This window comes from Pseudarthrobacter equi, from assembly GCF_900105535.1.
Classification (GTDB): Bacteria; Actinomycetota; Actinomycetes; order Actinomycetales; family Micrococcaceae; genus Arthrobacter; species Arthrobacter equi.
The window spans coordinates 1,822,529-1,842,329 of sequence record NZ_LT629779.1; the positions used below are offsets into that span (position 1 = coordinate 1,822,529).

Sequence of the window (19,801 nt, forward strand, 5' to 3'; positions counted from 1 at the left end):
GCTGTGGTGCCGTTCACAAGAAGGAGCCGGCTGTGCTGGTAATACTTGGATTCGCCATGATCGCGGTGTTCATGGTGCTGATCATGACGAAGAAGTTGACGCCAGTGCTGGCGCTGATCATCGTCCCCACCGCTTTTGGCCTTTTCGCAGGTGCCGGCCTCGGCATCGGGGACATGGTCCTGGACTCGATGAAGTCCATGACGTCCACCGCGGCCCTGCTGATGTTCGCCATCATCTACTTCGGCCTGATGATCGACGTCGGACTGTTCGACCCGCTGGTGAAGTTCATCCTCCGCAAGCTGGGCAACGACCCCGCCAAGGTTGTCCTGGGCACCGCCCTGCTGGCCGCCGCTGTCTCCCTGGACGGTGACGGCTCCACCACCTTCATCCTCACCACCGCGGCCATGCTGCCGATCTACCTGCGCCTGAAGATGAGCCCCGTGGTCCTCACCTGCGTCGCCGGCCTCGCCAACGGCACCATGAACATCGTCCCGTGGGGCGGTCCCACGGCCCGCGCAGCCACCGCACTGAAGATCGACGTCAACGATGTCTTCGTGCCCATGATCCCGTCGCTCATCGGCGGCATCGTTGTGGTCCTCGTCTTCGCCTGGATCCTCGGCCTGCAGGAACGCAACCGCCTCCGCAGCACCCAGCCCGAAATCTGGGGCGTACCCGATACCGCAGCAGAGTTCGACGGCGGCGCTCCCGCCGGCCCGGCCGCCGGTTCCGGCGCAGGCCGTGGACGCAAGGGCAACACCCCCGGCGGGGCAGCCCCCGCAGGCGCTTCAGTCGACGGCGGTTCCGTGGCAGTGCTCGAACGCACCGAGACGCTCGTGGACGACCACGACGCCGCCATGGCAGACACTGCACTGGACCCCAACCGCAGCACGCTGCGCCCCAAGCTGTTCTGGTTCAACCTGGGCCTGACCGTGGCCGTCATGGCCATGCTCATCGCCGACCTCGTGCCGCTGCCCTACGTCTTCATGGTGGGCTCCGCCATTGCGCTGCTGGTCAACTTCCCCAAGGTCAAGGACCAGGGCGCCCAGCTCGTGGCACACTCCTCCTCGATCGTGGCCGTGGTCAGCATGGTCATGGCAGCGTCCGTCCTCACCGGCGTGCTCACCGGCACCGGCATGGTGGAAGCCATGTCCGCCTGGCTGGTGCAGATCATCCCGTCCAGCATGGGCCCGCTCATGGCAGTCATCACCGGCCTGCTCAGCATCCCCATGACGTTCTTCATGAGCAACGACGCCTTCTACTTCGGCGTCCTGCCGGTCCTGAGCGAGACCGCCGCGCACTACGGCATCGGCGCCGCCGAAATGGCCCGGGCCTCCATCACCGGCCAGCCCTTCCACATGCAGAGCCCGCTGGTGCCGGCCATCCTGCTGCTGGTGTCCCTGGCCAAGGTGGACCTCGGCGACCACCACAAGAAGGTCCTGTGGCGCGCCGCCGTGGTGTCCCTGGTCATGCTGGGAATCGGCATGCTGACCGGAGCCATCGGGATCGGTTAGTCTGTTGCTGCCTGCGGCTGGCCCTCCGGGGCCGGCCAACGGCAGCGAAAGGTGCCCGTCTGACGCCCGCTGGGGGCCGTCAGACGGGCATCTGCGTTTCCCCACTAGAATGGATCGGAAACCAATCCGAACTTTGCAGGGGAGATCCATGGCTGCGATCAACCGTGACGATGTTGCGCACCTCGCGCGGCTCGCTCACATCGAGATGAGTGCCGAAGAGCTGGACAGGATGGCCGGAGAACTCGCCGTCATCGTTGATTCGGTCAAGTCCGTCAGCGAAGCCGCCGGAGACGACGTCCCGGCCACCTCGCACCCCATTCCGCTGACCAACGTCTTCCGCGAGGACGTTGTGGGGCACACGTTCAGCGCCGAGCAAGCGCTGTCCGGAGCTCCGGACTCGGACGACAACCGTTTCAAGGTCCCGGCAATCCTGGATGAGGCATAAACCATGACTGAACAGAGCACCGCTGCCGAGGGCCTGATCCGCCTGTCCGCAGCCGACCTTGCCGAGAAGCTCCGCGCCGGCGAGGTCACCGCCGTCGAAGCCACCCAGGCGTACCTGGACCGGATCGCCACAGTGGACGGCGGAGAACGCGGCGTCAACGCCTTCCTGCACGTCAACGCCGAGGAGGCGCTCGCCGTCGCCGCCGAAGTTGACGCCATCCGTGCCGCCGGCGGAGCGGAAGCCGAAGCACTGCACTACCTGGCCGGCGTTCCCATCGCCGTCAAGGACCTGATCGTCACCATCGGGCAGCCCACCACGGCCGGCTCGAAAATCCTCGAAGGCTGGCACAGCCCCTACGACGCCACCGTCGTGGAGCGGCTGCGGGCCGCGAAGATGCCCATCCTGGGCAAGACCAACCTGGACGAGTTCGCCATGGGGTCCTCCACCGAGCACTCGGCCTATGGACCCACCCGCAACCCCTGGGACCTGGACCGGATCCCCGGCGGTTCCGGCGGCGGTTCCGCTGCCGCCGTCGCCGCGTTCGAAGCCCCCCTGGCCCTGGGCACCGACACCGGCGGGTCCATCCGCCAGCCCGGCGCCGTCACCGGCACCGTGGGCGTCAAGCCCACCTACGGCAGCGTCTCCCGCTACGGCGCCATCGCCATGGCCTCCTCGCTGGACCAGATCGGGCCCGTCACCCGGACCGTGCTGGACTCCGCACTCCTGCACCAGGTCATCGGCGGCCACGATCCCCGCGACTCCACCTCGCTGCCCGAGCCGCTGGCCGACCTCGTGGCCGCCGCAAAGACCGGCAACGTCGAAGGCCTGCGGATCGGCATCATCAAGGAGCTGCACGGCGAGGGCTACCAGGCCGGCGTCGAAAGCCGCTTCAACGAATCCCTGGAACTGCTCAAGGAAGCCGGCGCGGAAATCGTCGAGGTCTCCTGCCCCAACTTCCAGTACGCGCTCGGTGCCTACTACCTGATCATGCCGTCCGAGGCCTCCTCCAACCTGGCCAAGTTCGACGGCGTCCGGTTCGGTTTGCGGGTCCTGCCCACCGATCCGCCGCTCACCATTGAACGGGTGATGGCCGCTACCCGCGCCGCCGGCTTCGGCGACGAGGTCAAACGCCGCATCATTCTGGGCACCTACGCCCTGAGTGCCGGTTACTACGACGCCTACTACGGTTCGGCGCAGAAGGTCCGCACGCTGGTCCAGCGCGACTTCGACGCCGCGTTTGAGCTGGCGGATGTCCTGATTTCCCCCACGGCGCCCACCACGGCGTTCAAGCTCGGCGAAAAGCTGGACGATCCGCTGGCCATGTACCTCAACGACGTCGCCACCATTCCCGCCAACCTGGCCGGAGTCCCCGGACTGTCCCTCCCGGGCGGCCTCGCGGACGAGGACGGGCTCCCCGTCGGTATCCAGCTGCTGGCCCCCGCCCGCGAGGACGCAAGGCTGTACCGCGTAGGTGCCGTGCTGGAATCGCTGCTGGAAGCCAAGTGGGGCGGACCGCTGCTTGCGCAGGCCCCCGAACTCGCCACGTCCGGCACCCTCGAAACCCAGGAGGCTAAATAATGAGCACCGACACCATCCTGAGCTTCGAAGAAGCCATGGAGAAGTACGATCCCGTCCTGGGGTTTGAGGTCCATGTGGAGCTCAACACCAAAACCAAGATGTTCTCCTCTGCCCCCAACGTGTTTGGCGACGAGCCGAACACCAATGTCAACGAGGTGGACCTCGGTCTTCCGGGCGTGCTGCCGGTGGTCAACCGGACGGCCATCGAGTCCTCCATCAAGATCGGCCTGGCGCTGAACTGCAAGATCGCCGAGTCCTGCACGTTTGCCCGGAAGCAGTACTTCTACCCGGACACCCCCAAGAACTTCCAAACGTCCCAGTACGAAGACCCCATTGCCTACGACGGCTACCTGGACATCGAACTGGCCGACGGCACTGTATTCCGTGTGGAGATCGAGCGCGCCCACATGGAAGAGGACGCCGGAAAGCTGACCCACATGGGCGGCGCCGCCGGCCGGATCCAGGGCGCCGACTTTTCCCTGGTGGACTACAACCGCTCCGGCGTGCCGTTGGTGGAAATCGTCACCAAGCCCATCGAAGGGGCCGGGTCCCGCGCACCGGAACTGGCCAAAGCCTATGTGGCAGCGGTCCGCGAGATCGTCAAGAACCTCGGTGTCTCCGATGCCCGGATGGAACGCGGCAACGTCCGCTGCGACGCCAACGTCTCGCTCCGCCCGCACGGCCGCGAACGGTTCGGCATCCGGTCCGAGACCAAAAACGTGAACTCGCTGCGCGCCGTCGAACACGCCGTCCGCTACGAGATCCAGCGCCACGCCGCCGTCCTGGACGCCGGCAACCCGGTGGTCCAGGAAACCCGGCACTGGCACGAGGACACCCGCACCACCACGTCAGGCCGGCCCAAGTCAGACGCCGACGACTACCGCTACTTTCCGGAACCGGACCTGGTCCCCGTGGTGGCGTCCCGTGAATGGGTCGAAGAGCTCCGTGCCACCCTCCCCGAGCCGCCGGCGGAGCGCCGCAAGCGCCTGCAGGCCGACTGGGGCTACTCTGACCTCGAATTCCGCGACGTGGTGAACGCCGGGGTCCTGGACGAGATCGAGGAAACCATCGCCGCCGGTGCGAGCGCCTCCGTGGCCCGCAAGTGGTGGATGGGCGAGATCGTGGGCCGCGCCAAGGCAGCCGACGTCGACCCCGGCCAGCTGGGCGTCCAGCCCGCCACCATCGTGGAACTCGCGCAGATGGTGGAAGCCGGCAAGATCAACAACAAGATGGCAGCCCAGGTGCTGGACGGCGTCCTCGCCGGGGAAGGCACCCCGGCGGAGATTGTCGAAGCGCGCGGCCTGGCCGTTGTCTCCGACGACGGACCCCTGCTGGAAGCCATCGATGCAGCCCTCGCCGCGCAGCCGGACGTCGCGGACAAGATCCGCGGCGGCAAGGTCCAGGCCATCGGCGCGATCGTTGGCGGCGTCATGAAGGCCACCCGTGGCCAGGCCGACGCGGGCCGCGTCCGCGAGCTCATCCTGGAGAAACTGGGCGTCACCGCGTAGTAGCGTCACCCCCAACTGGGTCGCAGTTATTGTCGTTTTGAGCCCTCAAAACGACATCTACTGCGACCCAGTTGGGCTTTAAGGACCCACTCGGGGGCGGCTGGAAAATACCCGTATCCACTGTCGCCGCACGGTCCTACACTGGATCCGTCGGGGCCTGCCGGGCGGCAGGCCGGGTGAAGGAAGTGGCGGACATGGGACCGAAGACCTTGAAGACACGGAAGGCACTCCTGGCGGGGGCCGTTGCCCTTTCGCTGACCGGAGCCGGCGCCGCGCTGGCATGGTCAGCAGATTCCCCCACGCCCGCGCCCGCCCAGTCCGCGTCGCCTTCCATGCCCGCTTCTCCTTCCGCGCCCGGCGGCGACGGCAAGCAGGCAAGGCCCGACAAATCAGGGCGGTCACAGTTCCAGCACGGCGAGAGCGTCGTGAAAAAGGTGGACGGAACCTTCCAGACCGTCATTGAGCAGCGCGGAACGGTGGAGGCCGTCAGCAGCACGTCGATCACCGTTAAGAGTGAGGACGGCTTCACCCAGGCCTACACGGTCAACGCGGACACGAAGGTCACCAAGAACGGCACCATCGCGGACATCGCCACCGGTGACGTGGTCCGGGTTGCGGGCGTCAGGGACGGCGACACCGCAACCGCCCAGCGGATCGCCGAGGGCGGCGGAGACCGCCCGGGTCCGGGTCCGGGCCTGGGCCGCGGCCATGGACACGGGCACGGCGGAAATGGGAACGGACACGGCAAGGGGCATGGGCAGGGCCAGGGAAACCCATCGGGCTCCGGCGCCTGATCCGCGCCCCTGCACCTGTCAGCCCTGCTTCACCAGCCCCGCCATGATGTCCTGCAGCGCCTCGCAGACCGTCATCACCGATCGCCGCTTCAGGTTTTCCGGGCGCGCAAGCAGATCGATCCGCCGCCGGGTGCTGATTCCCTTCAGCGGCCGCAGCACGATGTCCGGGTGCAGGACGGGGCCGGCGGTGTACCGGGGGAGCAGCCCGATCACGCCGCCGGCAGCCACCAATGCGGCGACGGTGGAGTAGTCGTTGATGCGGTGCACAATGGTCGGTTCCCGGCTGGACACGGCCGCGACGGCGGACAGGACATCGGAGGGGGAGTACCCGGCGTGGCTGGTCACCCAGGCCTCGCCTCCGACGTCGTCCGCTGTGACCGCCGCCTTGTCAGCGAGCGGATGCGCCGCGGGCAGGGCCACGTCCAGGGGTTCGTGCAGCAACGGCACCACCGTCACCCGCTCCGTGGGCCATCCCGGGCTGTGGTCCATCCGGTGGGCCAGCACCAGGTCATACCGGGCGGTGAGCGCGGGAAAGTCCTGCTGCGCCACGTCCTCGTCGGACAGTTCGAGCTGGGGCTGGCCCGGGCCCTCCAGGATCCGGGCCAGGGTGGCGAACACGGCCTGGCCGGCGCTGTGGAAGCCGCTGACGGTGACGCGTCCGCCGCTCGAGCCGTGGTAGCTGCCGATGGCTGCCCGGGCGTCCGCCATGGCACTGACGACGGCGGCCCCGGCGTCCGCGAGCACCTGGCCCGCGTCCGTCAGCACCAGGTTCCGCCCCTCCTTGCGCGTGAGCGGAACTTCCACGGAACGCTGCAGGAGTGCCAATTGCTGGGAGACAGCGGAAGGGGTGACCATGAGGGTGTCGGCTACCGCCTTGACGCTGCCGAGGGCTCCGAGTTCGCGCAGGATTTCAAGCTGGTGGATCTCCATCAGACAAGTCTACGCATTAGCGGTTACTACATCGTCGATTGAGAAAATTCCCGTTGTGCTAAAGCGTTGCCGGGGCTGTAATGGGGGAAGGCAGGTTCCTGCCGAGCACGTGACGAAGAAGCGAGGAAGCCGATGAAGGCTCTGTACAAGGCGGGTCCGCAGGCCGGCTTCGAATTGGTTGACCGCCCGGAACCCGAAGCAGGCCCGGCCGATGTGAAGATCCGGGTGATGACCACGGGAATCTGCGGGACCGATCTCCACATCCAGTCCTGGGACGCCTGGGCGCAGGGCATGATCGAAGCCCCGCTCATCGCCGGGCACGAGTTCTACGGTGAAGTGGTGGAGGTGGGCGCCGACGTCCGCGATGTCAGGGTGGGGGACAGGGTCTCCGGCGAGGGGCACATCGTCTGCGGCATCTGCCGCAACTGCCGGGCCGGCCGCCGCCAGATGTGCATCCACACCGTGAGCGTCGGCGTGCAGCGGGACGGTGCGTTCGCTGAGTACGTCGTCATTCCCGAGACCAACGTCTGGGTCCACCACGATCCTTCAGTCACCCCCGAACTTGGCGCCATCTTCGACCCCTTCGGCAACGCCGTGCACACCGCACTGAGCTTCCCACTGGTGGGCGAGGACGTCCTCATCACCGGTGCCGGGCCCATCGGGCTGATGGCCATCGCCGTCGCCCGCCACGCCGGAGCCCGCAAGATTGCCATCACCGACGTCTCCAGGCCCCGCCTGGAACTGGCCGCCAGGCTGGGCGCGGACCTCACCATCGACGTCTCCGCCACCCGCGTCCGGGATGCCCAGCGCGAACTGGGAATGCGCGAGGGATTCGACATCGGCATGGAAATGTCCGGCCACCCTTCGGCCCTGCCCGAAATGATCGACAACATGAACCACGGCGGCCGGATCGCCATGCTGGGCCTGCCCAGCCAGGACATCACCATCGACTGGGGCAAGGTGGTCACCCACATGCTCACGCTCAAGGGCATCTACGGCCGCGAGATGTACGAAACCTGGTACGCCATGAGCGCCATGCTGTCCTCCAACCCCGCCCTGCACGCGGGCATCTCCGCCGTGGTCACGGACACCCTCCCTGCTACAGACTGGGAGAAGGGCTTCGAGATCGCCCGCAGCGGCAGCGGCGGCAAAGTTGTCCTCGACTGGACCCGACTCTAAGGAACCCCATGTACACCTCCATCAAGGACCAGCTCCGCGACGAACTGGAAGACATCCGCACGGCCGGGCTCTTCAAGAACGAGCGCAGCATCAGCTCGCCCCAGTCCAGCCACATCACCGCAGGCAGGATCGGCGCGCCCGGCGCGGACGTCCTGAACTTCTGCGCCAACAACTACCTCGGCCTGGCGGACCACCCGGACATCATCGGCGCCGCCAAGAACGCCATGGATGAACGCGGCTTCGGCATGGCCAGCGTGCGCTTCATCTGCGGCACCCAGGACCTGCACCTGGAGCTCGAATCCCGCGTCTCGCGGTTCCTGGGCACCGAGGACACCATCCTGTTCTCCAGCTGCTTCGACGCCAACGGCGGGGTGTTCGAATCGCTCTTCGGCCCCGAGGACGCCATCATCTCCGACGCCCTTAACCACGCGTCCATCATCGACGGCATCCGCCTCTGCAAGGCCCGCCGTTACCGGTACGCCAACCAGAACATGGCCGAACTCGAGGCGCGGCTGCAGGAGGCCTCCGACGCCCGCCGCCGCATCATCGTCACCGATGGTGTGTTCTCCATGGACGGCTTCCTCGCCCCGCTCGAAGCCATCTGCGACCTCGCCGAAAAGTACGACGCCCTGGTGATGGTGGACGATTCCCATGCCGTGGGCTTCATGGGATCGACCGGGGCCGGTACGCCTGAGCACGCCGGCGTTTCCCACCGGGTGGACATCTACACCGGTACGTTCGGCAAGGCACTGGGCGGGGCCTCCGGCGGCTACGTATCCGGCCGCTCCGAAATCGTGGCGATGCTTCGGCAGAAGGCCCGCCCCTACCTCTTCTCCAACTCCCTGGCGCCGGCCATCGTGGCCGCCACCATCAAGGCGCTGGACCTGGTGGAGAACTCGGCGGACCTCCGGAGCAGGCTCTTCGAGAACGCAGCGCTCTTCCGCCGCCGGATGACCGAGGAAGGCTTCGACCTCCTGCCGGGCGAGCACGCCATTGTCCCGGTCATGTTCGGCGATGCCGTCCTGGCCGCCAAGGTGGCCGACCGGATGCTGCAGCACGGCGTCTTCGTCACCGCCTTCAGCTTCCCCGTGGTGCCGCGCGGCGCCGCGCGGATCAGGGTTCAGCTCTCGGCCGCACATTCAGCGGACGACGTCGAAACGTGCGTCGGTGCGTTCGTCGCCAGCCGCGCGGAAACAGCCGCCTAAGGGCCTCTGAATCTTCCGGGTACCGGACGGGGATATCTCTGCAAGGATGATGGCATGGCAGCTCATTACGATGTCCTGATTGTCGGCGGCGGCATTGCGGGCCTATCCCTCGCTTCGGCGCTGGCAGGGAACTGTACCGTGGCCCTGGTGGAGGCGGAGCAGGAACTGGCGTACCACACGTCCTCCCGCTCCGCCCGCCAGCTCATCCCCAGCTACGGTCCGCCGGTGGTTCAGGAGCTGACCGCCCGGACCCTGGAGCTGATGGCCGCCCGCGATGCCGAACTCCCCGAGCCCGTCCTGACCCCGCGCAGCTTCATGCTCATCGGCACTGAGGAAGAGGTGAACGCGGAGGCCAGCGGCTCCATGCGGCCCATCACCCACGCCGAAGCGCTGCAGCTGTGCCCGGCGCTGGTCCCCGGATCCTTTGCCGCCGCCGGGCTGGATAACGGATCCTTCGGCAGCAACGCGCCCCTGCTGCTGGAGGACCACCGCCGGCGGGCCGTGGAGGCCGGCGCGGACATCATCACCGGAGCCAGGGTGCATTCCGCCCAGCACCTCGGTTCGGGCTGGCAGGTGGGTGCCGGCGCCGAGGGGTTCGAAGCCGGGGTCCTGGTGAACGCGGCGGGAGCCTGGGCCGACGAACTCGCCGTTATCAGCGGCGTGGAGAAGCTGGGTCTCCAGCCGTACCGGCGCACCGCCGCGATTGCCGCCGTCGAACGCCCCCTCCCGGAGGGCAGCCCCATGGTGGCGGCAGCGGACAATTCCTTCTACTTCCGGCGCGAAGGCGACGGCGTGCTGATCTCCCCGTCGGAACACGTGCCCAGCGGGCCTGAGGATGCCCGGCCCCGGCCAGGGGACGTGGAGCGGCTGGTGGGCCGGCTGAATGCGGTGACCACGCTGGGTATCTCCGGCATCCGCAAGGCCTGGACGGGGCTGCGTACCGAGGCGGCCGACGGTGTTCCCGTAGCAGGATTCGACGCCGAGGCGCCCGGCTTCTACTGGCTGGCAGGGCAGGGCGGTTACGGCTTCCAGACGTCGGCCGCCATTGCTGAACTGGCCGCGAAGCAGATCCTGGGCAGCACAACGGGCAACCCGGCAGGCCCGGGTCCGGAATCCCGGACAGCGCAGGCGCTCGCAGCCACACGCTGGTCCATCCGGCGCTGAAGAATATAGGCATGAGCATCCTGATCACCAACATCGCCGAGCTGATGACCCAGGACCTGGAGCACCGGGTCCTGAAGGATGCCGCGGTGGTGGTCGAGGGCGAACGCATCTCCTGGATTGGGCCGGCGGCCAGTGCACCCGCTGCTGACGACGCCGTCGATGCGGGGCGGCGCGCCCTGCTGCCCGGCTGGGTGGACTCCCACACGCACCTGTTGTTCGCGGGGGACCGGACGGCGGAGTTCGAGGCACGGATGGCCGGGGAATCGTATTCGGCCGGCGGGATCGCGGTGACCGTCGGCGCCACCCGGGCCACCTCCGATTTCGATCTCACGCGGCTTGCCCTGGGCAGGGTGGCCGAGGCCGTCTCGCAGGGCACCACCTACCTGGAGACCAAGACCGGCTACGGCCTTGACGTGGAGCAGGAGGCGCGCAGCGCCCGGATTGCCTCCACCGCCGCGGACCAGGCCACGTACCTGGGTGCCCACCTGGTTCCCGCCGGCCAGGACGCTGACGCGTATACAGACCTGGTGTGCGGGCCGATGCTCTCGGCGGTCCGGCCGTATGTGCAGTGGGCGGACGTGTTCTGCGAGAAAGGCGCCTTCACCGAGGACCAGTCCCGCCGCGTCCTGCAGGCCTGCAGGGATGCCGGGCTGGGGCTGCGGGTGCACGGCAACCAGCTGGGCGAGGGCCCGGGCGTTCGGCTGGCCGTTGAAATGGGTGCCGCCAGCGTGGACCACGTCAACTACCTCGCGGGCGCCGACATCGACGCCCTGGCCGGAACCTGGACCGGCTGGGACCCGGCCACCGGGTCTGGGACGCGCGGGACTGTGGCCACCTGCCTGCCGGCGTGCGACCTGTCCACCCGTCAACCGCTGGCCCCGGCCCGTGCCCTGATGGATGCCGGCATCCAGGTGGCCCTCGCCTCCAACTGCAATCCGGGCACCTCCTACACCAGTTCCATGGCCTACTGCGTGGCCACGGCCGTGCTGCAGATGCGGCTCAGCGTGCACGAGGCTGTGCGCGCCGCCACCTATGGCGGCGCGCTGGCGCTGCACAAGGATCGCGGCACCGATGCCGACGGCCAACGCGCCGTCGGTTCCATCGCCGTCGGACACCGTGCCGACCTGCACCTGCTGAACGCCCCCTCCGCGACCCATCTCGCTTACCGCCCGGGCATGCCGTTGACGTACGCTGTGTGGCGGGCCGGTGTCCGGCAACGTTAAACAGCGGAAGCATCCACCGCATTTTGACGTTAGATGATTATTTAGGGTCTGTTATGATCATGAAACGTCATCCGGAGCGGTGGCCGTTGTACCGAGAGGCCCCGCATGACCCGCACTGACCGCCTGACCGCCATCCTCGACTTGCTTGCCAGGACCGGCCAGGTGGAAGTGGATGAGATCGTCAACACCCTCGGGGTTTCGCCCGCCACTGCACGCCGCGACCTGGACAGCCTTGCCAAGCGGCGGCTGCTGACCCGCACCCGCGGCGGCGCCACCACCGGCGCCCTCGCCTACGACCTGCCCGGCCGCTACAACCGGGACGACCATGCCGAGGCGAAGGAGCAGATTGCCCGGGCCGCGTCTGCCCTGATCCGACCCGGCGCCGTCATCGGCCTGTGCGGCGGCACCACCAGCACGGCACTGGCCCAGATCCTGGCCACCCGCGAAGACCTGAACGCTCCGTCCAACCAGTCAACGCTGACCGTTGTCACCAACGCCATCAACATCGCCGGGCAACTGGCGGTACGGCCCAATATCAAGGTGATGGTGACAGGCGGCATCCTCAACCCTCGGTCCTACGAGCTGGTGGGCCCGTACACGGACATCATCATGCAGAAGGTGGTCCTGGACATCGCCTTCATCGGCGTGAACGGCATCGACCCCGAGGTGGGCCCCACCAACACGGGGGAGGGGGAAGCCTCGGTGAACGCGCTCCTGGCCAGCCGCGCCCGGGTGTCCTATGTCATTGCCGATTCCTCCAAGGTGGGGGTGCGTGCTTTCGCCACCATGGACGGCTATGACTTCACCCGCCTGATCACGGACGCCGGCATCTCGCCGCGGGACAAGGCCGCCTTCGAGGCCAAGGGCACCGAGGTCATCGTCGCCCCCGTGCCCTGACACGGCGGGGCCATCAGCCGCGGTCCAGAAACTGCGGGCAAGATGGGTACATGCTGGTTCCCTCCCGCCGCCGCCTGGCGTTCGAAGTCTGGATTGTCCTGGGCCTGTCCCTCGGCCAGTCCGCCGTGTACTCGGTAGTGCAGCTCCTGGACAAGATGACCCGGGCACCGCTGGCCGAGGGAACCTCGACGCTCAACCGGTCCCAGAGCACCCGCGAATACTTTGACCTGACCTATCAGCTCCTGGATATCTTCTTCGCCCTCGTCCCGGTCCTGCTGGTGCTGTACTTCCTGGCGGGCTCCAGGCAGGCGGCCTCCGGGGACCTTGGAGCGGGGTCCGGATCAGCCTTCACGAAACTGGGCTTCACCTTCGCCCGTCCGGGCAAGGACCTGCTCCAGGGGGTGGGCCTGGCCGCACTCATCGGCATCCCGTCGCTGGGACTCTACGCTGCCGGACGTGCCCTTGGAATCACCACCGCCATCATCCCCAGCGCCCTGGACGCCTACTGGTGGACCGTGCCGGTGCTGATCCTCTCCGCTATCCGGCACGGGATCGTGGAGGAAGTGATCGTGGTGGGCTACCTGATGGACCGCTTCGGCAAGTTCGGGTGGAGCGTGCCGCTGTCGATTGCCGTCAGTTCGGTGCTGCGCGGCAGCTACCACCTGTACCAGGGCTTCGGTCCCTTCATCGGGAACGTGGTAATGGGCATTGTCTTCGCCTGGATCTACACCCGGACCAAACGCGTCATGCCGCTGGTCATCGCGCACGCGCTGCTGGACATCGTGGCGTTCGTGGGCTTCAGCCTGTTCGGCAAGGCCGTCGGCCTGGGGTAGGCAGGTCTCGCCGGGGGAGTGGATTCGCCGGGAAACGGATTCGGCCGCTATCAGCAGGTGACGCCGTTGTCACAAGCTGATAGCGGCCGAAGCTGGTGCGGACAGGCGTCCGCGTCTGTGGTCCGGTGTGCAACCGGACCACAGGTGGAGGGTCAGAGGGTGACGGCTCCATTGGCGGTTTCGAACGTGACGGACAGGATGCCGGGGGTGCCGTGCGGGGCCACCCATTCGACAGCCACGTCCTCCAGCGGCTTCTCCACCGGCTCGCCCAGCCATTCGGTGACCCGCGAAGCGGAGCCGGCGATGGTCAGGCAGCTCATCTTGAGGCTGCTGTCATAGGCGTTGGACGGGTGCAGCGACGGGTCGCCTTGCCACTTGAGCATGTACGGGACCTGGGGGTCGGCGATGAGTCCCAGGATGCCGATCTGCTTCCACACCAGTTCCCGGCCGTCCGGGAACTTGCGGTTGCCGTTGACGGCCGCGCGGCCCAGGCGCTCCTCGAACGGGGCGAGGTCGTCCACTTCGACGCACCAGCCCATCCAGCCGCCGCCCGCCGCGGAACGGGCCCGTACGGCCTGTCCAAAGGGAGCCTTGTCCGAGGCGGGGTGGTCAAGGACCTCCACCACTTCGAGGTACTTGTGGCCCGCGAGCGGGATGATCATATTCCGGGTTCCGAACCGGGGATGTACCCCGCCTTTCACTGCCTCAACGCCGAGGGCAGATGCAATTCGTTCGGTAGTGGCCGCGAGGCCATCGTGTTCACAGGCGTAAGAGACGTGATCCATGCGCATGCCAACATCTTGGCACTTTGTGATCGGGCTCTCAGCTTAGGGTTGCCTTACTCGAAATTTCCATTTTCTTGGGGATCAGTTTTCCGCCCTGCCGGCAGCCGCGGAGACCATGTTCGTCACAATCCTGTCCGCCGCCGCCAAGGTGTTCCTACACTGGGCGCAGGTCATGAGTGCCAGCGCCAAGCCCCGGCTCGCTGGCCGGCAACCCTCCATCCGCGGTGGGGTGCCCCGGGTGAGGACCTGGTTGTCCGGCAACGGCCGGGCGGCAAGCGCGGCCCGCGGTGCTCACAGCATGCCGGGCCCATGTCAAAGGAGCCTTGAATGTCCAACGGTTGGTCCTTCGAAACCCGCCAGATCCACGCCGGCCAGGAGCCCGATGGCGCCACCGGCGCCCGGGCCCTGCCCATCTACCAGACCACCTCGTTTGTGTTCCCCAGCGCCGAAAGCGCGGCCAACCGGTTCGCCCTGGCGGAACTGGCCCCCATCTACACCCGCATCGGCAACCCCACCCAGGAGGCCGTGGAGCAGCGCATCGCCAGCCTCGAAGGGGGACTCGGCGCCCTGCTGCTCAGCTCCGGCCAGGCCGCGGAGACCTTCGCCATCCTGAACATCGCAGAGGCGGGCGACCACATCGTGGCCAGCCCCAGCCTGTACGGCGGAACCTACAACCTGTTCGCCCACACGCTGAAGAAGTTCGGCATCACCGTGACGTTCGTGGCTGACCCGGACAACCTGGACCAGTGGCGGGACGCCGTGCAGCCCAACACCAAGCTGTTCTTCGGCGAGGTGGTCTCCAACCCGCGCCAGGACGTCCTGGACATCGAAGGCATCTCCGGGGTGGCGCACCAGGCCGGCGTGCCCCTCATCGTGGACAACACCCTCTCCACGCCGTACCTGATCCGTCCCCTGGAATGGGGCGCCGACATCGTGGTCCACTCGGCCACCAAGTACCTCGGCGGGCACGGAGCGGCGATCGCCGGCGTCATCGTCGACTCAGGCAAGTTCGATTTCAGCAAGGACCCGGAACGGTTCCCGGGCTTCAACACCCCGGACCCCACCTACAACGGCCTGGTCTACGGCAGGGACCTCGGGGAAAACGGCCTCCTCGGCGCAAACCTGTCCTACATCCTCAAGGCGCGCGTCCAGCTCCTGCGGGACCTCGGCTCGGCCGTCTCGCCGTTCAACGCCTTCCTGATCGCCCAGGGCCTGGAGACGCTGAGCCTGCGCGTGGAACGCCACGTGGCCAACGCCACCGAGGTGGCCCGCTGGCTGGAACGCCGGGACGACGTCGAATCCGTCGCCTACGCAGGCCTGCCGTCCAGCCCCTGGTACGAGCGCGGCCGCAAGTACGGGCCCAAGGGGACGGGCGCCGTCGTCGCCTTCAACCTTGCCGGGGGAGCCGAAGCGGGGCAGCGGTTCGTCGACGCCCTGGAACTGCACTCGCACGTCGCCAACATCGGCGACGTCCGGTCCCTGGTGATCCACCCTGCCTCCACCACCCACAGCCAGCTGACGCCGGAACAGCAGGCGGTAGCGGGCGTGACCCCCGGCCTGGTGCGGCTGTCGGTGGGCATCGAGCACATCGATGACATCCTGGCAGACCTTGAGGCGGGCTTCCGGGCCGCCAAGGGCGCGGCCGGCTAAGCCAAAGACGTACGACGGCGGGAGGCCGGCCAGGCGGCCGGCCTCCCTTTCCGCCGGTCAGCCGTCCGGGAAAGGCAGCGCGGACCGCCAAGTCACAACCAGTCACATGCTTGGCCATCAGCGGGGGGTGTTTCGTACACTCGAACCAGGTCATGAGTGCCAGTGACAGCCCCGGCTTGCTGGCCGGCAACCCTCCTTCCGCGGCGGGGTGCCCCGGGTGAAGACCTGGCCTGCCGGTAAACGACGGCGGGCAAGCGCGTAGAAGAGGTCTTGCCATGACGGTTACCGTCGCCCGTACAACCGCACCCGAACACGGAATTGTCCGCTATGCCTCCATCGGTGGCCTGCAGCTCGAGGGCGGTGGATTCCTGCCGGACGTCACCCTGGCGTACGAAACGTGGGGGACCCTGAACGCCGATGGCAGCAACGCCATCCTGGTGGAGCACGCCCTGACCGGCAGCACGCATGTGACCCGCGGGGACACCGACGAGGAAGGCTGGTGGGAACACCTGGCCGGGCCCGGCGCCCCCGTGGACACTGACCGCTTCTTCGTGGTCTCCATCAACATTGTGGGCGGCTGCTACGGCTCCACCGGGCCGTCCTCGCCCGGCCCCGACGGCAAGCCCTGGGGTTCCAGGTTCCCCCTGGTGACGCTCCGGGACAGCACGGAAGCTGAAGCCCGCCTGGCGGACCAGCTGGGCATCAGGAGCTGGTACGCGGTGCTGGGCGGCTCCATGGGCGGCGCCCGGGCCCTGGAATGGGCCGTCACGTTCCCCGAACGGGTGCAGCGCTGTGCCGTCATCTCGGTGGGAGCCGCCAGCACGGCCGAACAGATAGCGTTCGCCCAGGCGCAGACCCTGGCCATCCGCCAGGACCCGAACTTCAACGACGGCGACTACTACGGCGGTCCCTGCCCCGAGGACGGCCTGGCGCTCGCCCGCCGCATTGCCCACATCACCTACCGGTCGGCCGCCGAGCTGGAGTACCGCTTCGGCCGTGAAGCCCAGGCTTCGGAGTCGCCGCTGCAGGGCGGGGTCCTTGCCGGCAGGGGCCGGTACCAGGTGGAGAGCTACCTGGACCACCAGGGCAGCAAGCTGGTCCGGCGCTTCGATGCGAACAGCTATATCGCCCTCACCGAGGCGCTCATGAGCCACGACGTTTGCCGTGGCCGGGGAAGCCTGGCCGATACCCTCGCCCGGACCAGTGCCCGGTTCTTCGTGGCGGCCGTGGAATCGGACCGGCTCTACTTCCCGTCCCAGTCACACGAGCTGGCCCAGGCACTGCCTGGCGACGTCGAGGTCCACCTCATCCAGGCGCCCATCGGCCACGATGGCTTCCTGACCGAAATCGGCCAGCTGGGCGCCCAGCTCCGGGCGGAGTTCCTGGCCTAGCAGCGCGGCCCGCACATGAAACAGAGGCTTGTCCGCGGATCCGAACCCTTAAGGGGCAGGTGGCGCGAACAAGCCTCTGATTGATGATCCCGGGGACGTGATGGCGCCCGGAGGCCCTTAGAGGCTTTCTGCGGCGCAGGCTAGCCGTTCATGATTTCGCTGCGGCGGGCCATGTAGTCCTCCATGGACATTTCGCCGTTGCTGTACTTCTGGTCCAGTTCCGCGAGTTTCCGGGCCCGGAATCCCTGCGGGGCCGACGGCGGCGGGGGAGTGGCAGGTGCTGCCGGCTGTTCCGGCGCGGGGTACCCGGGCTGCTGCTGGCCGGGCTGGGGCTGGTTGTAGGGAGGCTGGCTGAACTGCTGCTCCCCGTACGGCGGCTGACCGAAGGGCTGCCCGCCCTGGCCGGGGACCGGCGGCTGGCCGTACTGGTAGGGCCCGGGCTGGGGGACGTTCGGTGCCTGCTGGCCGATCTGCCGGAACCCGCCCGAGTAGTAGTCCTGCTGGGTGTAGCCATCGCGCGGCTGTCTGCTCTGCGGCCCGGCCGATCCGGGGAACTGGCCGCCCGGGTTCTGGCTGCCGGGATATTGGCCGGCACCGGGGAACTGCTCGGGGTACCGGCCGGGAAAGCTCTGGTCGTGGTTCCGCTTGGCCACCGATTTCCGGTACATGCGCATGGCCATCGGGATCACGAACGACAGGATGATGATCCAGAAAAACAGGTTACTCACGGTGCTGCGCCTCTCGAGTGGGTCTTTCCAGCTTAACGGTCACGGACCGCATGCCGTTCCGGCGGTCACCGGCAAGCTGCCCCAGACCAGACCAGACCAGACCAGCTCAGCGCCGCACTGCGTCGGCCGTCCCCAGCGGACCTTCCCCCGAACCCAGGGGAACGCCCGGCCCAAAGGCGGGACCCGGCGTCGGACGCTTGGCTGTGATGCCGTCGCCCGAGGACTGGTGGCGCAGGCGCCGCAGCACCCACGGCACAAAGTATTCGCGCGCCCAGACGAGGTCGCCCGTGCGGGCCTCCCGCCAGGTGCTCGGCGGCAGCGGCTTGGGGTGGCGGGGTTCGAGCGTGTGCTTCACGTTCAGGGACTCGAGCACCATGGCTGCGATGGTGTGGTGCCCCAGCGGAGAAAAGTGCAGGCGGTCCTGGTCCCACATCCGGGGGTCGCTGAGCTGCCGCAGGGACCACATGTCCGCAATCACGGCGTCGTGCCGCGCTGCGACGGTCCGCAGGTTTTCGTTGTAGATGGCCACCTTGCTGCGGATCCTTCCCAGCACCGACGAGCCGGTATCGGGACCGTTGAACAGCACCACGGTGGCGCCGCCCATGGACAGGATCTGCACCACGGAATCCAGCTTTTCGGCCAGGGCGTCGGGGTCTCCGCCTGGGCGGATCAGGTCGTTGCCGCCTGCGGAGAGCGTCACCAGGTCGGGCTTGAGCTCCAGTGCCGGAGCGAGCTGCTGGTCGACGATCTGCTGGAGCAGCCGGCCGCGGACGGCCAGGTTGGCGTAGGCGAAGTCGGGCAGCGTCCGGCCCAGTTCTTCTGCCACGCGGTCGGCCCAGCCGCGGTAGCCGCCGGGGCTTGAGGGCTCGGGGTCGCCGATGCCCTCGGTAAAGGAGTCGCCCATGGCCACGTACCGGGTCCAGGGGTGGGAACCGGTGTCCGTGATGGGGCTTTGGAGGGGGCTTGCGTCAGTCACGGGTCCTATCCTGCCTTCCGCCTCGCTGCCTACGCGAACGTAGGTTGTTACTTTCGGGTAACTGTAAGAATGGAAACCATGACTGAAGCCGAAGTATTTCCTGCCCCCGTCGTCCTGTGGTCGCACCCTGAAGGCGAGCGGGACGGTAAACCCCTGCTGGTGCTCCTGCACGGATACGGCGCCAACGAGCAGGACCTGCTGAGCCTCGCGGACCTCCTGCCCGGCGGCTTCGCCGTCGCCTCCGTCCGTGCACCGATCGCGATGGGCCAGGGCTTCACCTGGTTCCCGCTGACGGCCTCGATCGACTATTCGCTGGACCGGGTCAAGAAGGCCTCCGCGTACGTCCTGGACTGGATCGACACCATCAGGGAAGGGCACCCCTCGGTGTCCCTGCTCGGCTTCTCCATGGGCATGGCCATGGCCACCACCCTCCTGCGGCAGCGTCCCGCGGACTTCGCAGCCGTCGTCGGACTTTCAGGGTTCGTGGTGGACGCCGGCGACGACCCCACGTTCAAGGACGCCGAGCTGGACGGCACCGTGCCCATGTTCTGGGGCCGGGACCAGCAAGACCCGGTGATCACGGAGGACAAGATCGACTACACCATGGGCTGGGTGCGCAAGCACGTCAAGCTCACCAAGGTGCTCTACACAGGGATGTGGCACGGCATCAACCAGCAGGAGATTGGCCACGTGGGCGAATTCCTCACCCACGAGGTCCTGAAGAAATAGGACGGACGACGACGGGCGGCGGCCTTAGGCCTCGGGCGCGACCACCCGCACGGTCTGGCCGTTCACGGTGACTGTGTCGCCGTTGTGCAGCTGGCGGCCGCGGCGGTCGTCGATCTCGCCGTTGACCTTCACCAGCCCGTTCTTGATCAGCTCCGCCGCTTCCACGCCGTCCTCCACGAGGTTGGCAAGCTTCAGCAGCTGGCCCAGCCGGATCATGGTGTCGCGGATGGGGACGTCGTCAACGGGGATGCTCATAGAGCAATAATGCCTGACGT

General features: G+C 67.6%; 19 protein-coding genes and 2 riboswitches. Of the genes, 14 read left to right on the forward strand and 5 right to left on the reverse strand.

The annotated features are described in order from the left end of the window. Positions 1-32 precede the first annotated feature (32 nt). The 5 genes from BLT71_RS08185 to BLT71_RS08205 all read left to right on the forward strand — a co-directional run bounded on the left by BLT71_RS08185 (position 33) and on the right by BLT71_RS08205 (position 5,836). A complete protein-coding gene (locus BLT71_RS08185; RefSeq protein WP_091719145.1) occupies positions 33-1,511 on the forward strand; it encodes a CitMHS family transporter in 1,479 nt (492 codons plus the stop codon). Positions 1,512-1,659: 148 nt separating this feature from the next. Further along, on the forward strand, positions 1,660-1,956 hold the full coding sequence (gene gatC / locus BLT71_RS08190; RefSeq protein ID WP_091719147.1) for an Asp-tRNA(Asn)/Glu-tRNA(Gln) amidotransferase subunit GatC: 297 nt from the start codon (positions 1,660-1,662) through the stop codon (positions 1,954-1,956). Between the two features lie 3 nt (positions 1,957-1,959). Beyond that, positions 1,960-3,534, forward strand: a complete 1,575-nt coding sequence (gatA, locus tag BLT71_RS08195; RefSeq protein ID WP_091719149.1) for an Asp-tRNA(Asn)/Glu-tRNA(Gln) amidotransferase subunit GatA — start codon at positions 1,960-1,962, stop codon at positions 3,532-3,534. Further along, a complete protein-coding gene (gatB, locus tag BLT71_RS08200; protein WP_091719151.1) occupies positions 3,534-5,042 on the forward strand; it encodes an Asp-tRNA(Asn)/Glu-tRNA(Gln) amidotransferase subunit GatB in 1,509 nt (502 codons plus the stop codon). Before gatA ends, gatB begins: the two co-directional genes overlap by 1 nt. 194 nt (positions 5,043-5,236) lie before the next feature. Next, positions 5,237-5,836, forward strand: a complete 600-nt coding sequence (locus BLT71_RS08205; RefSeq protein ID WP_091723903.1) for a DUF5666 domain-containing protein — start codon at positions 5,237-5,239, stop codon at positions 5,834-5,836. Positions 5,837-5,854: 18 nt separating this feature from the next. On the opposite strand, the gene BLT71_RS08210 is transcribed toward BLT71_RS08205, so the two are convergent. After that, positions 5,855-6,766 (reverse strand): LysR family transcriptional regulator, encoded by a 912-nt coding sequence (locus BLT71_RS08210; RefSeq protein WP_091719153.1) that lies wholly within the window; start codon positions 6,764-6,766, stop codon positions 5,855-5,857. Positions 6,767-6,898: 132 nt separating this feature from the next. Between BLT71_RS08210 and tdh the strand changes: the two genes are divergently transcribed. The 6 genes from tdh (at position 6,899) to BLT71_RS08240 (ending at position 13,267) form a co-directional block, all read left to right on the forward strand. Continuing rightward, positions 6,899-7,945, forward strand: a complete 1,047-nt coding sequence (gene tdh, locus BLT71_RS08215; RefSeq protein WP_091719155.1) for an L-threonine 3-dehydrogenase — start codon at positions 6,899-6,901, stop codon at positions 7,943-7,945. Between the two features lie 8 nt (positions 7,946-7,953). Continuing rightward, complete coding sequence (locus tag BLT71_RS08220; RefSeq protein WP_091719157.1) at positions 7,954-9,150, forward strand: glycine C-acetyltransferase; 1,197 nt, start codon at positions 7,954-7,956, stop codon at positions 9,148-9,150. Between the two features lie 54 nt (positions 9,151-9,204). Beyond that, entirely contained in the window at positions 9,205-10,314 is a 1,110-nt protein-coding gene (locus tag BLT71_RS08225; RefSeq protein WP_091719159.1) for an NAD(P)/FAD-dependent oxidoreductase, read from the forward strand. 11 nt (positions 10,315-10,325) lie between these two features. Next, entirely contained in the window at positions 10,326-11,537 is a 1,212-nt protein-coding gene (locus BLT71_RS08230; protein ID WP_091719161.1) for an amidohydrolase family protein, read from the forward strand. Positions 11,538-11,642: 105 nt separating this feature from the next. Beyond that, positions 11,643-12,434: a DeoR/GlpR family DNA-binding transcription regulator gene (locus BLT71_RS08235; protein ID WP_091719162.1), complete on the forward strand. Its 792-nt coding sequence runs from the start codon at positions 11,643-11,645 to the stop codon at positions 12,432-12,434. A 50-nt stretch (positions 12,435-12,484) separates the two neighbouring features. Beyond that, positions 12,485-13,267, forward strand: a complete 783-nt coding sequence (locus BLT71_RS08240; RefSeq protein ID WP_091719164.1) for a CPBP family intramembrane glutamic endopeptidase — start codon at positions 12,485-12,487, stop codon at positions 13,265-13,267. Between the two features lie 152 nt (positions 13,268-13,419). On the opposite strand, the gene BLT71_RS08245 is transcribed toward BLT71_RS08240, so the two are convergent. Next, complete coding sequence (locus BLT71_RS08245) at positions 13,420-14,058, reverse strand: VOC family protein (protein ID WP_091719165.1); 639 nt, start codon at positions 14,056-14,058, stop codon at positions 13,420-13,422. Between the two features lie 162 nt (positions 14,059-14,220). Continuing rightward, positions 14,221-14,336: riboswitch (SAM riboswitch) on the forward strand. 43 nt (positions 14,337-14,379) lie between these two features. Here BLT71_RS08245 and BLT71_RS08250 point away from each other — a divergent pair. Both BLT71_RS08250 and metX read left to right on the forward strand, forming a co-directional pair. Beyond that, positions 14,380-15,702, forward strand: a complete 1,323-nt coding sequence (locus BLT71_RS08250) for a bifunctional o-acetylhomoserine/o-acetylserine sulfhydrylase (protein ID WP_091719167.1) — start codon at positions 14,380-14,382, stop codon at positions 15,700-15,702. 148 nt (positions 15,703-15,850) lie between these two features. Next, positions 15,851-15,965, forward strand: a riboswitch (SAM riboswitch). A 12-nt stretch (positions 15,966-15,977) separates the two neighbouring features. Further along, positions 15,978-17,093, forward strand: coding sequence for a homoserine O-acetyltransferase MetX (metX, locus tag BLT71_RS08255; RefSeq protein WP_091719169.1), 1,116 nt, complete (start codon positions 15,978-15,980; stop codon positions 17,091-17,093). A gap of 140 nt (positions 17,094-17,233) precedes the next feature. Here metX and BLT71_RS08260 read toward each other — a convergent pair whose 3' ends face one another. Continuing rightward, a complete protein-coding gene (locus BLT71_RS08260; RefSeq protein WP_091719171.1) occupies positions 17,234-17,821 on the reverse strand; it encodes a hypothetical protein in 588 nt (195 codons plus the stop codon). 106 nt (positions 17,822-17,927) lie between these two features. Next, the gene (locus BLT71_RS08265) at positions 17,928-18,797 is read right to left on the reverse strand and encodes an SGNH/GDSL hydrolase family protein (protein ID WP_091719173.1); all 870 of its coding nucleotides are present in this window, start codon (positions 18,795-18,797) and stop codon (positions 17,928-17,930) included. Positions 18,798-18,875: 78 nt separating this feature from the next. Here BLT71_RS08265 and BLT71_RS08270 point away from each other — a divergent pair, with 78 nt between their 5' ends. Then, on the forward strand, positions 18,876-19,526 hold the full coding sequence (locus BLT71_RS08270) for an alpha/beta hydrolase (RefSeq protein WP_091719175.1): 651 nt from the start codon (positions 18,876-18,878) through the stop codon (positions 19,524-19,526). Between the two features lie 24 nt (positions 19,527-19,550). Here BLT71_RS08270 and BLT71_RS08275 read toward each other — a convergent pair whose 3' ends face one another. Beyond that, positions 19,551-19,781, reverse strand: coding sequence for an RNA-binding S4 domain-containing protein (locus BLT71_RS08275; protein ID WP_091719177.1), 231 nt, complete (start codon positions 19,779-19,781; stop codon positions 19,551-19,553). Positions 19,782-19,801 lie beyond the last annotated feature (20 nt).

Excerpts from the sequence above, each read along its gene's own strand:
- BLT71_RS08230 (WP_091719161.1), top strand. The coding sequence starts at position 10,326 with ATGAGCATCCTGATCACCAACATCGCCGAGCTGATGACCCAGGACCTG.
- gatC (WP_091719147.1), top strand. The coding sequence starts at position 1,660 with ATGGCTGCGATCAACCGTGACGATGTTGCGCACCTCGCGCGGCTCGCT.
- BLT71_RS08235 (WP_091719162.1), top strand. The coding sequence starts at position 11,643 with ATGACCCGCACTGACCGCCTGACCGCCATCCTCGACTTGCTTGCCAGG.
- BLT71_RS08275 (WP_091719177.1), bottom strand. The coding sequence starts at position 19,781 with ATGAGCATCCCCGTTGACGACGTCCCCATCCGCGACACCATGATCCGG.
- BLT71_RS08245 (WP_091719165.1), bottom strand. The coding sequence starts at position 14,058 with ATGCGCATGGATCACGTCTCTTACGCCTGTGAACACGATGGCCTCGCG.
- gatA (WP_091719149.1), top strand. The coding sequence starts at position 1,960 with ATGACTGAACAGAGCACCGCTGCCGAGGGCCTGATCCGCCTGTCCGCA.
- tdh (WP_091719155.1), top strand. The coding sequence starts at position 6,899 with ATGAAGGCTCTGTACAAGGCGGGTCCGCAGGCCGGCTTCGAATTGGTT.
- gatB (WP_091719151.1), top strand. The coding sequence starts at position 3,534 with ATGAGCACCGACACCATCCTGAGCTTCGAAGAAGCCATGGAGAAGTAC.
- BLT71_RS08225 (WP_091719159.1), top strand. The coding sequence starts at position 9,205 with ATGGCAGCTCATTACGATGTCCTGATTGTCGGCGGCGGCATTGCGGGC.
- BLT71_RS08250 (WP_091719167.1), top strand. The coding sequence starts at position 14,380 with ATGTCCAACGGTTGGTCCTTCGAAACCCGCCAGATCCACGCCGGCCAG.
- metX (WP_091719169.1), top strand. The coding sequence starts at position 15,978 with ATGACGGTTACCGTCGCCCGTACAACCGCACCCGAACACGGAATTGTC.
- BLT71_RS08210 (WP_091719153.1), bottom strand. The coding sequence starts at position 6,766 with ATGGAGATCCACCAGCTTGAAATCCTGCGCGAACTCGGAGCCCTCGGC.
- BLT71_RS08220 (WP_091719157.1), top strand. The coding sequence starts at position 7,954 with ATGTACACCTCCATCAAGGACCAGCTCCGCGACGAACTGGAAGACATC.
- BLT71_RS08240 (WP_091719164.1), top strand. The coding sequence starts at position 12,485 with ATGCTGGTTCCCTCCCGCCGCCGCCTGGCGTTCGAAGTCTGGATTGTC.
- BLT71_RS08270 (WP_091719175.1), top strand. The coding sequence starts at position 18,876 with ATGACTGAAGCCGAAGTATTTCCTGCCCCCGTCGTCCTGTGGTCGCAC.
- BLT71_RS08205 (WP_091723903.1), top strand. The coding sequence starts at position 5,237 with ATGGGACCGAAGACCTTGAAGACACGGAAGGCACTCCTGGCGGGGGCC.